13 protein-coding genes are annotated in these 13,792 nt (G+C 65.1%); 3 read left to right on the top strand and 10 right to left on the bottom strand.

Features of this window, described 5'->3' with window-relative positions:
* Window positions 1–291: 291 nt before the first annotated feature.
* The 6 genes from ACYVB7_RS05950 to ACYVB7_RS05925 form a co-directional block, all read right to left on the bottom strand.
* Complete coding sequence (locus tag ACYVB7_RS05950; protein ID WP_460505753.1) at window positions 292–3,237, bottom strand: EAL domain-containing protein; 2,946 nt, start codon at window positions 3,235–3,237, stop codon at window positions 292–294.
* A complete protein-coding gene (locus ACYVB7_RS05945) occupies window positions 3,234–4,379 on the bottom strand; it encodes an FIST signal transduction protein (protein WP_460505752.1) in 1,146 nt (381 codons plus the stop codon). Before ACYVB7_RS05945 ends, ACYVB7_RS05950 begins: the two co-directional genes overlap by 4 nt.
* 102 nt (window positions 4,380–4,481) lie before the next feature.
* Complete coding sequence (locus ACYVB7_RS05940) at window positions 4,482–5,372, bottom strand: M90 family metallopeptidase (protein WP_460505751.1); 891 nt, start codon at window positions 5,370–5,372, stop codon at window positions 4,482–4,484.
* 89 nt (window positions 5,373–5,461) lie between these two features.
* Window positions 5,462–6,766, bottom strand: coding sequence for a tryptophan--tRNA ligase (locus ACYVB7_RS05935; protein WP_460505750.1), 1,305 nt, complete (start codon window positions 6,764–6,766; stop codon window positions 5,462–5,464).
* Between the two features lie 77 nt (window positions 6,767–6,843).
* Window positions 6,844–7,512 carry a site-2 protease family protein gene (locus tag ACYVB7_RS05930; RefSeq protein WP_460505748.1) on the bottom strand — a complete coding sequence of 223 codons (669 nt, stop codon included), beginning with the start codon at window positions 7,510–7,512 and terminating at the stop codon, window positions 6,844–6,846.
* 30 nt (window positions 7,513–7,542) lie between these two features.
* Window positions 7,543–8,181, bottom strand: a complete 639-nt coding sequence (locus tag ACYVB7_RS05925) for an L-threonylcarbamoyladenylate synthase (protein WP_460505747.1) — start codon at window positions 8,179–8,181, stop codon at window positions 7,543–7,545.
* Between the two features lie 178 nt (window positions 8,182–8,359).
* On the opposite strand from ACYVB7_RS05925, the gene ACYVB7_RS05920 reads away from it, so the two are divergent.
* The 3 genes from ACYVB7_RS05920 to pdxA all read left to right on the top strand — a co-directional run bounded on the left by ACYVB7_RS05920 (window position 8,360) and on the right by pdxA (window position 10,492).
* Entirely contained in the window at window positions 8,360–8,512 is a 153-nt protein-coding gene (locus ACYVB7_RS05920; protein ID WP_460505745.1) for a DUF3149 domain-containing protein, read from the top strand.
* Between the two features lie 99 nt (window positions 8,513–8,611).
* Entirely contained in the window at window positions 8,612–9,406 is a 795-nt protein-coding gene (locus tag ACYVB7_RS05915; RefSeq protein WP_460505744.1) for a Nif3-like dinuclear metal center hexameric protein, read from the top strand.
* Between the two features lie 3 nt (window positions 9,407–9,409).
* The gene (gene pdxA / locus ACYVB7_RS05910; RefSeq protein ID WP_460505743.1) at window positions 9,410–10,492 is read left to right on the top strand and encodes a PdxA family dehydrogenase; all 1,083 of its coding nucleotides are present in this window, start codon (window positions 9,410–9,412) and stop codon (window positions 10,490–10,492) included.
* A gap of 4 nt (window positions 10,493–10,496) precedes the next feature.
* On the opposite strand, the gene ACYVB7_RS05905 is transcribed toward pdxA, so the two are convergent.
* The 4 genes from ACYVB7_RS05905 to ACYVB7_RS05890 all read right to left on the bottom strand — a co-directional run bounded on the left by ACYVB7_RS05905 (window position 10,497) and on the right by ACYVB7_RS05890 (window position 13,760).
* The gene (locus tag ACYVB7_RS05905) at window positions 10,497–10,955 is read right to left on the bottom strand and encodes a DUF3617 domain-containing protein (protein ID WP_460505742.1); all 459 of its coding nucleotides are present in this window, start codon (window positions 10,953–10,955) and stop codon (window positions 10,497–10,499) included.
* Between the two features lie 89 nt (window positions 10,956–11,044).
* Window positions 11,045–11,482 carry a large-conductance mechanosensitive channel protein MscL gene (gene mscL, locus ACYVB7_RS05900; protein WP_460505740.1) on the bottom strand — a complete coding sequence of 146 codons (438 nt, stop codon included), beginning with the start codon at window positions 11,480–11,482 and terminating at the stop codon, window positions 11,045–11,047.
* A gap of 11 nt (window positions 11,483–11,493) precedes the next feature.
* Window positions 11,494–12,426, bottom strand: a complete 933-nt coding sequence (locus ACYVB7_RS05895) for an exopolyphosphatase (RefSeq protein ID WP_460505739.1) — start codon at window positions 12,424–12,426, stop codon at window positions 11,494–11,496.
* Window positions 12,427–12,602: 176 nt separating this feature from the next.
* Window positions 12,603–13,760, bottom strand: coding sequence for an alpha-hydroxy acid oxidase (locus ACYVB7_RS05890; RefSeq protein ID WP_460505737.1), 1,158 nt, complete (start codon window positions 13,758–13,760; stop codon window positions 12,603–12,605).
* Window positions 13,761–13,792: the final 32 nt, after the last annotated feature.

The following is a 13,792-nucleotide window of genomic DNA, read 5'->3' as shown; positions in this document are numbered from 1 at the left end:
TTGCGTCAAATGCATGCAAGCTGTTGATTTGTATTGATTTTACGGGGCTTTAATCAACACAAGCAAATGCAGAAAAACACCGTGTACGGGCGATTCGAAATCCGGCGTACAGGTTCTCCTGTACCGAGGGTTCGAATCCCTCTCTTTCCGCCAGTAGACATAGAAAACCCGCTCTCAGAAATGAAGCGGGTTTTTTGCTTTTTGGGGTGGCCTTAAAACACGATGTCAGGGGTTTTGGTCACCCTGATTCAGTCCGCCCACGAGCTTCCAGCGCCGCGCACAGGCAGGCGTTCAGTTCAGGAGGTCGCTGATCAGGGTCAGCAGCTGATCGCGCAAGTCGTGGATCTCGGGCAGTCGAGTCAGGGCTTCCTGTTGTCGGTTGTCGGTCAGCAGGGACACCAGTTCGGTGGCCACGGCATGGATGCGGTCGTGCACCCGTTCCAACTCGTGCAGGTTTTGGGCCTCGCGCGTGTTCAGTCGTCGCTTCGCGGTCAGCCATTGGCCGAACTGGCATTGGTGGACTTCCAGCGGCGGTGGCACCTTGCGGGTGCCGCGCAGGTAGTCTTCAAACGCCAAGACCCAGGCCCGATGCTCAATGCCTGCATACAGCAGGGGGCGTTCGTCCGCACGCAAGGGGCGGACGTGTTTCCATCGGGTGTCTGGCTTCCACTCATCTCGCCAGGCCTGCAGTTGCTGCAGGGGCATGGGGCGTCCGATGCCGTAACCCTGGCCGAGTTCGCAGCCCAACTGAAGCAGCATCAGGCCGTGGTCCACGGTTTCCACCCCTTCGGCGATCAGTGTCCGGTTGAAAGCCGCCGCCAGGCCGATGACGCCTTCAAGGATGGCCACGTCCTCCGGATCGGCCAACATGCCCCGCACAAAGCTCTGGTCGATCTTGAGGGTTTCGGCCGGTAGTCGTTTCAAGTAGGTGAGGGACGAGTAACCGGTTCCAAAGTCGTCAATGGCGCTGGAGATGCCCATGCGCTGACAGGCCCGCAGCACGTCGGACACCTGGGCCATGTCGCGCAGCGCGCTGCTTTCCAGCAACTCAAGCTCCAGATCGTCGGGCTTGACGTGGGGGTGCTTGGACATGAGGTCCAGCAGATGGCCCACAAAGTCAGGCTGTTGGAACTGCAGGGCGCTGACGTTCACGCTCACCCGGGTGTGGATGCCCATGGCGTGCAGGGCTTTCAGGTCCTGCATGGCTCGGCGCAGCACCCAGTCTCCCAGCTCCACCGCAATCGGGTGGTTTTCGACCACGGGAATGAAGATGGCTGGCGGTAGCAAACCCCGTTCAGGGTGACGCCAGCGGATCAGCGCTTCCACGCCGATCAGCTCTCCCGAGCGCAAATTCACCTTGGGTTGGTAGTACAGCTCAAACTGGTCGTGCAGCAGTCCTTGGCGGACATTGGCCAAGGTTTCGTTGGTCCCGCGGGCCTCCTTGTCGGCCTGGGAGTCGAACAGATGGACCCGCTCCCGTCCCGCCAGTTTGGCTTGGTACATGGCCTGATCCGCCTGGCGCAACAGCTGGTCCGCGTCAACCTCGTCGTGCTGGGGGTAGAACGTCACGCCGATGCTGGCCGTCACGTTCAGTGCGACGCCCTCCAGGGTCACGGGCTGTCCGATCTGTTCCATCAGCCGTTGCACCAGGGCCTGGCCGTGGGCGTGATGGGGCAGGTCAATGAACACCGCCACAAATTCGTCCCCACCCCAGCGCGCCAGGGTGTCGCCATCGCGCAGCACGGACGACATGCGGTCGGCCAGCTTGGCCAGCAGCAGGTCCCCCACGTGGTGACCATGCCGATCATTCACGGATTTGAATTCGTCCAGGTCCAGGAAGGCGATGGCCAGGGCCTGCCCGCGGCGGCGCACCCCGGACATGCCTTGCGCCAGCCGATCGGCCAGCAACACGCGGTTGGCCAGCCCGGTCACCGGGTCGTAGTGGGCCACCCGTTCCAGCTCGCGTTGCTGGGTCTTGAGTTCGCTGATGTCGGAAAACAGCGCCACATAGTGCGTGACCTCCCCCGCGGGGGTTTTGACGGCGCTGATGGTCAGTTGCTGCGGATACACCTCGCCGCTCTTGCGGCGGTTCCATATTTCCCCACTCCAATGTCCGCGTTGGGCGATGGTGTTCCACATGCGTTGGTAGTAGCTGGCCGGGTGCATGCCGGAACTGAGCATGCGGGGGTTGCGGCCCATCACCTCACCCCGTTCATAGCCGGTGATCTGGGTGAACATGTCGTTCACTTCCGCAATCTGGCCGTCGGGCCCGGTGATCAGGATCCCTTCCCTGGCGGAGCTGAACACGCTGGCCGACAGTTGCAAGCGTTCCTGGGCCGCCTTGAGTTCGGTGATGTCGTGGGCGATCCCCAGCACCCCAACCAGTTGGCCCTTCTCGTCCCGCATGGGCAGTTTGGTGGTCTGAAACAGGCCCTGGTAGCCGTTGGCGGCGAAGGTCAGCCACTCCTCATTCTGTGTGGGTTGGTCCGCGGTCATGGCCTTGAGGTCGTGGCTGCGGAAAAATTCGGCCAGTTCGGGGCTGACAAAGGCGGTGTCGGTCTTTCCGACGATCTCGGCTTCCGAGGCACCAAACAGCTGTTCGAAACGGGCGTTGCAGGCCAGATAGACCCCCGCCGGGTCTTTCAGCCAAATCAGGTCCGGGATGGCGTTTTTCAGGTTGGACAGGAAGGTTCGCTCCCGTTCCGACGCTTCCAGCGCCATGGCCAGCCGGGCCCGTGCGTCGTCCCGGTCGTGCTCCAGCCCCTGGGTGAGCTTTTCAGAGCGTTGGCACAACTCGATCGCGCGTGCCAGGTTTCGCAGCACCGGGGCGAACACCTCGGTCAGCGGCAGCTCGGAGGGCTGATCGTGCTCGGCCAGGAACAGGAAGCCATGCACACCGTCAATCGGCAGCCACAACGCGTGTCGGTAGGCGCGGTGCTGGCACAAAGGGGTCAGCAGCTCGCTGTCCTGGATCTTGAGGGCCTGACGTCCCCATCCTTGCGGGGGCGTCAGGATGTTTTGCCCCTTGCGCAAAGCCAGGGTGTGGTCGCCCACCGCGTGCTCCAGCACCCAGTTGGGTGCGCCTGGGTCGGCGCGTCGCAGCACCAGGCCCACCGGGTAGGACAGGTGGAACAGGAAGCGCTGGAGCACGCGGGGCAACAAGCGGGCCAGGGTGACTTCCGCACCGATGGTCAGCGTCAGGTCATACAGAACGGCCAGGGCCCTTTCGCGCTTCATGCACACGCCCCCACGCTGATCACCAGGGCTGCGTTGTGGAACAAGGGATAACCTCCCTGGGCCCCAGTGCCGATTTCCCCCAGCGTGAGTGCGCCAACCACCGAGCGGGTTCCGGTGTGCCGGGCCAGTGTCGCCAACTCCTGTGACGCACCGTTGGCCATGTGCAGGCGTCGACCGGCGCAGTAGAACACCAGCAGTGGGGCGCACTCGTCCGGGGCCAGTGGTGGGAGGGCGGAGACCACCCGGGCCATGCACGCCGGGTCATCCGGAGGGGGCGCCTGCATCAGCATGAGCATGGAGTTTTCGGGCACCTCCCCGATGCAGATCAACGATCCATCCGGCTCCAGGCCGACGGGGATGCGGATCAGCACCTGGTCGCTGGCCCGGACCAGTCCGATGGGAAAGTGCACGCCGTATTGGTAGAAATTGTCGGGCGTCAATGCCACGCCGTAATGGTCGCGGATGAGCTGCTGGTATACGTCGAAGGCGGGGCGCCAGTCGATCTGTGCAACTCGGTTGCCTGCGGTGGTGGTGGCCAGCACAAAACTGTCCGGGGCCGGGTAGCCATGTTCGACCACGGTTTGAACGTCTGTGGGCCACAACATGCCCAACATGCCCCCAGCCACACATGCATCGGTGGTGAACACGCACCCGATGGGGCTGAAGGTTTCGCTGCCCGCGTTGACGCCTGCGTATTTGACGCGGTCTGCCAGTTCCAGGTACAGCTCGTCCAGTCGGCTGGCAATGTCGGGCAGCAGACCGTCGAACACCATGAACAGCGTGGGCTGCTCACCGCCAGTGGACGTTGTCTCCAGCGCTTTCAGCGTGGCCTGGGCCATGGCCGTTCCTCCCGAACCCAATGCGTCGGGGTCCAGCAGAAAAAATTCGGGGCGTTGCGCCAAGCAGCACAGGCACACGCCATGCGACTCGAAGCCGGAGGGGGTGATGAGCGCCGGAAACACGCCGCCCATGAGAGGCAGCTGGCGCTCTCTGCACGCCGCTTGCAACAGCGGCAGGTGCTGGCGGTCGGCCTCGGCCACCAGGGCAAAGATGCCCGCCTGGGGAAACCGGGTGCGCCAAGCATCGAGAACGCTGTGCAGGGCACCCTCGTCAAAGGGTACGTGGGTTTGTGTTGTGGCCATCATCTGAAGCATCCCACTGTCGTGTGGTCCCCAGTTTAGGCGACAGGCGGTTCGGGCGTCGAGTGTGGCGTGCCAGGGGTGTGACCCGGGCCTGGCCGGGGCTCAGGTCCAGTTGGCTGGGTCCAGCCCGTAGAACACCTGCAGTTGATGGTATTCGTCGGGATGCTGTTCCCGCAGCGCCGAAGGCGACATGAAGAAGGTCTCGGTGATGACTGCAAAGAATTCTTCCGGGGCCTGTGCGCCATACGGATCGATCAGCGTCGGCTCACCCGCATCGGCCAGCCAGCGGAGGTCTTCATAGGCCCGCTGAAACACCCGGGCCCACCCGGTGGGGGACTGGCCGTTGCGCAAAGGGGGCGCACCGTTGGCAGGGCCGTTTTCCTGGTCGAGCTGGTGGGCAAACTCGTGCATGACCACGTTGTGCGCCTGGGCGGTTGGCGCCGTGTCGTGCCCGGTGGGGCGACCCAACGGGGCGGCCCATTGGCCCGAGCGGGCTCCGGCCTGCACATCGGGCCACGACAGCACCACCACGCCCTCTTGCCACGATTCGCCCAACCGAACCTCGCGGCCTTCGCTCACCACCCCACCGGGTTGGTGGTGTTTGGCGTCCACCACAAACGGCGCGGGGTAGAGCAGCACATGGCGCAGGTCGGGGTAGGGGTTGAGGCGCTCGGGGCGCCCGTGCAGGGCCAGCACGGGCACGCAGGCCTGGGCGGCGATGAGCACGCGCATGTCGTCCGTCACCGTCAGGCCCTGGCAGCCGATGATGGGTTTTTCCGCCACAAACACCTGCACCATGGCCTGCAGGCGGTGCTGCAAAGGCGGTGGCAGGTGGTTGTAGAGGGGGAATTGCCGACGCAGCAGCTTGCGCCAGGCGGGCGGGAAGGGGGTGCTGCCCAGGCGCTGGCGGCGTTGGCGGGCCCACCAGGGGCCGCCGATCAACGCGGCCAACACCAGCGCGCCCATCAGGGCAAAAACAAGTTCAGGAGCCACTGCACAGGGGGAAAGCTGCAAACCCCCCAGCTGGAGCTGTGGCCGGGGTTTTCAAGGCCGTGTGCAAGGCGTCTGGTGGCGGCCCATCGTCACGCGGCCTTGGCTTCGCGTAAGGCGGCCAGGGCGGCATCCAGCGCCTGGGCGGTGACGCCGGGTTGCAGGCTTTGGCCCAGTTCTGCCAGTGCTGCGCTGCCCTCGGCCTGCAGGCGGGCAATCGCGGCACCACACACCTTGGGCTGGTCGAACCCGGTGCTTTGCACCAGAAGTTGCCCGCAGCCGTCGGCCAGCTTGAAGTAAAACAGGCCGTCTTTTTCGCGGTACTGCTTGAAGGTGACCAAGGCCACTTTCTCGGCCTTGGCCGTCTGGGTGCTGCCACCCGCTTGGGCGAGGTTGCGCAAACCCACCGCATGGCGCAGGCGTTGCAAGAATGGTGTGGCGATGGCACGGGCCTTTTCGGCACCTTTTTTCAGGATGGCCTCCACGGCTTCGGGGTGGGCCATGAAGTGTTCGTAGGTGGCGCGCATGGGTGCGATTTCGGCGTCCAGGCGTTCGAACAGCCGTTCCTTGGCCTCGCCCCAGGCGATGCCGCTGGCGTAGGCTTGGCGCATGGCCTCGGTTTCCTCGGGCGTGGCAAAGGCCTGGTAGATCTGGAACAGGGCGCTGCCCTCGGTGTCCTTGGGTTCGCCAGGGGCGCGGGAGTCGGTCAGCAGGCCCATCACCAGCTTGCGCAGCTGTTCGCGCGGGGCGAACAGCGGGATGGTGTTGTCGTAGCTCTTGCTCATCTTGCGACCGTCCAGGCCGGGCAGGGTGGCCACCTGCTCGTCAATGACCACCTCGGGCAGCGTGAAGTGTTCGCCGTACAGGTGGTTGAAGCTGGCGGCCATGTCGCGGGCCATTTCGATGTGCTGAATCTGGTCGCGCCCCACCGGCACCTGGTGGGCGTTGAACAGGATGATGTCGGCGGCCATCAGCACCGGGTACATGAACAGGCCGGCGGTCACGCCGTCGTCGGGCTCGGCACCGGCGGCGGTGTTCTTGTCCACGCTGGCCTTGTAGGCGTGGGCGCGGTTGAGCAAACCCTTGCCGCACACGCAGGTGAGGAACCAGGTGAGTTCGGGGATTTCCGGGATGTCGGACTGGCGGTAGAACAGCACCTTGTCGGGGTCCAGCCCGGCGGCCAGCCAGGTGGCGGCAATCTCCAGTGTGGAGCGCTGCACCCGTGCCGGGTCGCCGGTCTTGATGAGGGCGTGGTAGTCGGCCAGGAAGTAAAAGCTCTGCACCCCGGCGCGGTGGCTGGCCTGCACGGAGGGGCGCACCGCGCCCACGTAGTTGCCCAGGTGGGGGGTGCCGGAGGTGGTGATGCCGGTGAGGACGCGGGTGGGGACAGTGGTCATGACAGAATCAACAAGAAAATTGGGCTCTACCGCTTTCAAATCAAGCGAAAGCAGCTATCAAAATTGATTTTTTTGGGCTAAAACAGCAAGGCGCGAAGGGGGGCGAGCATCAGGTCCAGCGCCCCGGCGGTGACGGCCATGAGCGGGCGCATCCACAGGTTGCCCAGCACGCCGCTGACCACCAGCGCCATCACGATGAAAAAGCCCCAGCGCTCCAGCCGGGACAGGGCCAGCGCCGCCTTCATCGGCAGCAAGCCCACCAGGATGCGGCCACCGTCCAAGGGTGGAATGGGAAACAGGTTGAACGCAAACATCACCAGGTTGACCAGCACGCCGGCGCGGCCCATTTCCAGGAAAAACCGCTCGGTCACCCCCAAGGCCACCAGCGCATAGGCCAACACCGACCAGGCCAGCGCCATGGCAAAGTTGGACGCCGGGCCGGCCAGGGCCACCCACACCATGTCGCGCTTGGGGTGGCGCAGGCGGCCAAAGTTGACGGGCACCGGTTTGGCATATCCGAACAGGAAGGCACCCGAGGTGGCGAAGTACAGCACCAGCGGCATGAGCACCGTGCCCACGGGGTCGATGTGTTTGGCGGGGTTGAAGGTGACGCGGCCCAGCATGTAGGCCGTGGCGTCGCCCAGCCTGAACGCCACGTAGCCGTGCGCCGCCTCGTGCACCGTGATGGCGAACAGCACGGGCAGGGCGTAAATGGCCACGGTCTGGATGATGTCGGCAAAGTCCATGCGAAAGGCTTTCGGTGTTGGGGCGTGGCGTCAGTCCAAACCCAGCGGGGCCAACGGCCCCTGACCCTGGCGCACCACCTCGGGTTCGTCCCCCTGGCCCATGGGGGTGAGGTCGATGACGGTGGTGGGTTCCAGCGAGCAGGCCCCGGCGTCGATCACGGCGGCCAGCTCGTGCTCGAAGCGGTCGCGGATGTCGTGCGGGTCGTTCAAGGCGTCCGTTTCACCCGGGGGAATGAGTGTGGTGGCCAACAGGGGCGCACCATGCAGGGTCAGCAGCTCTTGCAGCGCCCGGTGGTCCGGCACCCGCAGGCCGATGGTCTTGCGCGAGGGGTGGCTCACCCGCCGCGGCACTTCCTTGCTGGCCTCCAGGATGAAGGTGTAGGCCCCGGGGGTGGCCGCTTTCAGCAGCCGGAACTGCCGGTTGTCCACACGGGCGTAGTTGGCCAGTTCCGACAGGTCGCGGCACAGCAGCGTGAGGTGGTGCTTGTCGTCCACCCCGCGGATGCGGCGCAGGCGGTCTGCGGCGGGCTTGTCGTCCAGGTGGCACACCAGCGCGTAGCTGGAGTCGGTGGGCACGGCGAGCACACCGCCCCGGCCCAGCAAGGCCACAGCCTGCTTGAGCAGGCGGGGCTGGGGGTTGTCGGGGTGGACTTCGAAAAACTGGGACATGGCGGTATTGTCCCGCACACCGACGGGCAGGTCTCAAATGGGGCCGTTCGAAAACCAATTCACCCGACTTCTGATCCAGATCAACCCTGTCAAACGTGGGGTTGATTTTGGTCAATCCGGCGGGCCTGGAACGGGGGTGCAATGGCTGGCGTGTAACTGACACGGAAGGAGAAATCCCATGAAAGCACTCGTCGATTTGTTTTCCACCGACTATGGCCTTCTGAGTGTGGTGGTGCTGACCATCACCCTGGGCATGGCGGGCTGGTACATCCGGTACTTCACCCGCAAGATGAACGAAGACGCTGCAGCCGCGGCCAAAGCCAAGCCCTGATGGGGCCGGGTGGGGTGCCCTTGGCACAATCCACCCATGAATTCCACAACACCCTCCCCACCGGCTTCGTTTTCTTCGCTTCATTCAGGCGGAGTCGGCATGGGGCGGGACACCCTGTTGGCCCGGCTGGACGACGTCCTGAGCCCGGGCCTTTTTCGTGATTACGGCCCCAACGGGCTGCAGGTGCAGGGCAAAGACACGGTGCGCCACCTGGTGACTGGGGTCACTGCCAGCCTGGCGCTGATCGAGGCCGCGGTGCAGGTGGGGGCCGATGCCCTGCTGGTGCACCACGGGCTGTTCTGGCGGGGGTACGAGGGGCGCATCACCGGGTGGATGCACCGCCGCATCAAAACCCTGATGACGCACGACCTCAACCTGCTGGCCTACCACCTGCCGCTGGACGCCCACCCCATGCTGGGCAACAACGCCCAATTGGCGCGGGTGCTGGGGTTCGAGTCCGACCTGCCTGCCGACGACGCCCGGGCTGCCCAGGGCTTTCGCCGTTTTGGCGAGCAGAGCCTGGGTTTTCTGGGACGCGTGGGGGATGGTGCCCAAGCCACCTTTTCCGTGGCCGACCTGACCCAGCGCGTGCAGCAGCGCCTGGGGCGCGCCGTCACCTGCGTGGGCGAGACCGACCGACCCGTGCGCACCGTGGCCTGGTGCACCGGTGGGGCGCAGGGCTACTTTGAGGCGGCCATGGCCGCCGGGGCCGACGCTTTCCTCACTGGTGAAATCTCCGAGCCCCAGGCCCACTACGCGCGGGAGTGCGGCGTGGCCTTTCTGGCCTGCGGCCACCATGCCACCGAGCGTTACGGCGTTCAGGCCGTGGGGGACCACCTGGCCGCCACGCTGGGCCTGCGCCACACCTTCATCGACATCGACAACCCGGCCTGACCCATGACCCTTCCCTTGCTCATCACCCAGGGCGATGCTGCGGGCATCGGCCCCGAGATCATTGCCCTGGCCTTTCGCGATGCGCCCGAGCGCATGGCCGGTTGTGTGGTGGCGGGTGACGTGGCTGTCATGCGCCGTGCCGCCGCCACCGTGGGCGGCTTGCTGCCGGTGGCCGACTGCACACCCGCGGGCCACGCCGTAGGCCCCGCCAGCGCCTTGGCCGGGTTGGGTGCGCCGACGGCGCTGCCCCCGCGCTGCGTGCCTGTGGTGCAGGCGTGTGCACCCGCCGCCCACGGGGTGCTGCCCGCGTGGGGGCTCATCAGTGCCGAAGCGGGCCGCATGGCCGCCGAGAGCATTGCCTGGGCCGCCCGTTCGGCCTTGAACGGGCAGGCCGCGGGCGTGGTGACCGCCCCCATTCACAAAGAGGCATTCAGCGCCGCGGGGCTGCACCACCCCGGCCACACCGAGTACCTGCAAGCCCTGGCCGCCGAGCATGCGGGCCTGCCGGTGGGGCAGGTGCCCGTGCGCATGATGCTGGCCAACCCCGAGCTGCAAACCGTGCTGGTCAGCATCCACATCAGCCTGCGCCAGGCGCTGGATGCGGTGACGTTCAACAACGTGCTGGACACCCTGCGCATCACCCACCGCACCTTGCAGCCGGTGCAGCAGCACCGGGGCCGGGGGCTGCGCATTGCGGTGGCGGGGCTCAACCCCCATGCGGGTGAAGGCGGCTTGTTCGGGCGGGAGGAGATCGACACCATCGCCCCGGCGCTGGCCCAGGCCCGGGCCGAGGGCCTGGATGTGCATGGCCCGTTCGCGCCCGACACGGTGTTCATGCGGGCGCGGCGCGGCGAGTTTGACGTGGTGGTGGCCATGTACCACGACCAGGGCCTGATCCCCGTGAAGTACCTGGGGGTGGAGCAGGGCGTCAACGTGACGCTGGGCCTGCCCTTCATCCGCACCAGCCCCGACCATGGCACGGCGTTTGACCTGGCGGGCACCGGGCGGGCCGACCCGTCCAGCCTTCTGGCGGCGGTGGACTGGGCGCGTCAGGCGGGCCCCGAGGCGGACCCTGAGGCGGGCTGACGCCTCAGCAGTCGCCTTGGCGCGTCATCACCATCTTCATGGTGGAGTGGCGCATGTTGTCGGGGATTTGGCCTCCCTGCATTTTTTGCTTGACGTTCAGGGTCACCACGTCACCGGCCACGGTGCCGTCGTAGTCGGCCTCCATGGACATGCCGCCCTGCATCTTGCAGCTGGCGCTGAACTGGAAGCGTCCTGCGCTGCTGTTCATGTTGCTGTAGGTGCAGTCCACGCCTGCGTCCTTCTGGGCCTGGAAGGCGCGGCCTTCGTCCATGTCCTTGGGCGTCACGCACTGGGTGAAGGTCATGGGGGGCATCTTCATGGGCATGCCCGGGTTCTGCATCTCGATGCTGTAGGCGTATTTGCCCGGCTTCATCTCCTTGATGCGCGGCCCCTGCTGCGCGCTGGCGGGCCAGACGCAGGCCAGGGTCAGACCCAGGCCGATGAGCGAGACGACGGGTTTCATGGCGTTGTCCTTTCTCCGGGTTAAGAAAAAAGCCGATTTTCAACAAAGAAAATCGGCTCTAGCGCTTTGCATACAAGCGTAGGATGCTCTTATTTTTTCAAGCTGTCCCGGATTTCACGCAACAGCTGGATGTCTTCCGGTGTGGGCGGTGACACCTCGGGCGCGGGTTCGGCAGCGGGTTCTTCGCGCTTCAAGCGGTTGATCTGCTTGACCATCATGAAGATGATGAAGGCCAGGATCAGGAAGTTCACGGCCACGGTGATGAAGTTGCCGTAGGCCAGCACCGGCACACCGGCCTTTTTCAACTCGGCCAGCGTCAGGCCCACGCCGTCGGGCACCTTGCCCAGCACCACGAACAGGTTGGAAAAGTCCAGGCTGCCCACCACGCGGCCCACCAGCGGCATGATGACGTCGTCCACCAGCGAGCTGACGATCTTGCCGAACGCCCCGCCGATGATCACGCCCACGGCCAGGTCGACCACATTGCCTTTGACGGCAAATTCCTTGAATTCTTTGAGCATGCTCATGAGGGTTCCTTTCAGCCGTCCGCGTTGATGCGGTCGATCAGTTTGGCCAGCGTGCCTTCGGCCAGGTCATTGGCCACTTGGCAGGTGCCAGCGGCCTGGTGGCCACCGCCGCCAAAGGTCAGCATCAGGGCGCCCACGTCGGTCTTGCTGCTGCGGTCCAGGATGGACTTGCCGGTGGCAAACACGGTGTTCTGCTTCTGCACACCCCACATGACGTGGATGCTGATGTTGCACTGCGGGTACAGCGCGTAAATCATGAAGCGGTTGGTGGCCCAGATGGTGTCTTCGTGGCGCAGGTCCAGCACCACCAAGTTGCCATGCACCTGGCTGCAACGCTTGAGCTGGTCGTGGGCCAGGTCGGCGTGGGCGTGGTAGATGTCGATGCGTTCCTTCACGTCGGGCAGCTGAAGGATTTCGGCAATGGTGTGGTTGCGGCAGTACTTGATGAGGTCCATCATCAGCTGGTAGTTGCTGACGCGGAACTCGCGAAAACGCCCCAGGCCGGTGCGCGAGTCCATCAGGTAATTCAGCAGCACCCAGCCGCGGGGTTCCAGGATTTCGTCGCGGGTGAACTGGGCGGAGTCGGCCTTGTCCACGGCGTCCATCATCTCGTCGGAGATGTTGGGGAAGGTCTTGGCGCCACCGTAGTACTCGTACACCACCCGCGCCGCGGAGGGGGCGGTGGCCGAGATGATGTGGTTGGGGTGGTGGCCCGCGTTGCGGATGGTTTCCGACTCGTGGTGGTCGAACGCCAGGTAGGCCGCGGGCACGTAGGGCAGGTTGGTGGTGATGTCGCGGTTGGTGATGTCGATCTTGCCGTCCTGCATGTCCTTGGGGTGGACGAACTTGATTTCGTCGATCAGGCCCAGTTCATTCAACAGCACGGCGCACACCAGGCCGTCAAAGTCGCTGCGGGTGACCAGTCTGTATTTGGGGTTGCTCATCGGAATACTCGGGTGGCGGTTTTGTTGGACTGAAAGCTTCGCCCCGCGACTGCAAGGCGCAAATCATCGTACCCCATAACGCCAGAGGCCAGCACAGGGGCTGGCCTCGGGGGCGGGGGCGTGACACGTTTCACGCCACGGGTGGCGCGCAGGCCACGTCAGCCGATGCAGCCGGTTCAGCCTGCGGTGGGGAAGGTGCCCGGCAGCAGGATGTCGCGGCTCACGTTCTTCAACTGGGTGTGGCCGCTGAAGGCCATGCTCAGGTCCAGTTCCTTGTGGATGATTTCCAGGCACTTGGTGACCCCGGCCTCACCCATGGCCCCCAGGCCATAGAGGAAGGGGCGGCCGATGTACACGCCCTTGGCCCCCAGGGCCCAGGCGCGCAGCACGTCCTGGCCACTGCGCACGCCACCGTCCATGTGCACCTCGATCTGGTTGCCCACCTCCGCCACGATGCGGGGCAGGGCGTTGATGCTGCTTTCGGCCCCGTCCAGCTGGCGACCCCCGTGGTTGCTGACGATGAGGGCGTCGGCCCCGCTGTCCACCGCCAGACGGGCGTCCAGGTTGTCCTGGATGCCTTTGAGGATGAGCTTGCCGCCCCAGCGCTTCTTGATCCACTCCACATCGCCCCAGTTCAGGGCCGGGTCGAACTGCTGCGCCGTCCACGACGACAGGCTGCCCATGTCGGCCACGCCCTTCACATGCCCCACGATGTTGCCGAACTGGCGGCGCGGCGTGCCCAGCATGCCCAGGGCCCAGCGGGGCTTGGTGGCGATGTTGACCATGTTGGCCAGCGTGAGCTTGGGCGGTGCGGACAGGCCGTTCTTCAGGTCCTTGTGCCGTTGCCCCAGGATTTGCAGGTCCAGCGTCAGCACCAGGGCCCCGCAATGGGCGGCCTTGGCGCGGTCGATCAGCCGCTCGATGAAGTCGCGGTCCTTCATCACATACAGCTGGAACCAGAAACCTTCACCGGCGTGTTTGGCCACATCTTCAATGGAGCAGATGCTCATGGTGGACAGGGTGAAGGGCACCCCGAACTGGCGGGCCGCTCGGGCGGCGAGGATTTCCCCATCGGCATGCTGCATGCCCGTGAGCCCGGTGGGGGCCAGGGCCACCGGCATGCTGACCGCCTGCCCCACCATGGTGGTGGCGGTGCTGCGGTTTTCCATGTTGACCGCCACGCGCTGACGGAATTTGATTTTTTGGAAGTCGCTCTCGTTGGCGCGGTAGGTGCTTTCGGTCCACGAGCCGGAGTCGGCATAGTCGTAGAACATGCGCGGCACGCGCTTCTGGGCCAGGACGCGCAGGTCCTCGATGTGGGTGATGACGGTCATGCAGCGGTCTCCAAAAGCAAAGCCAGAAAGTC

This window comes from Hydrogenophaga soli, assembly GCF_054777695.1.
This window is presented reverse-complemented; position numbering and strand designations above follow the sequence as displayed.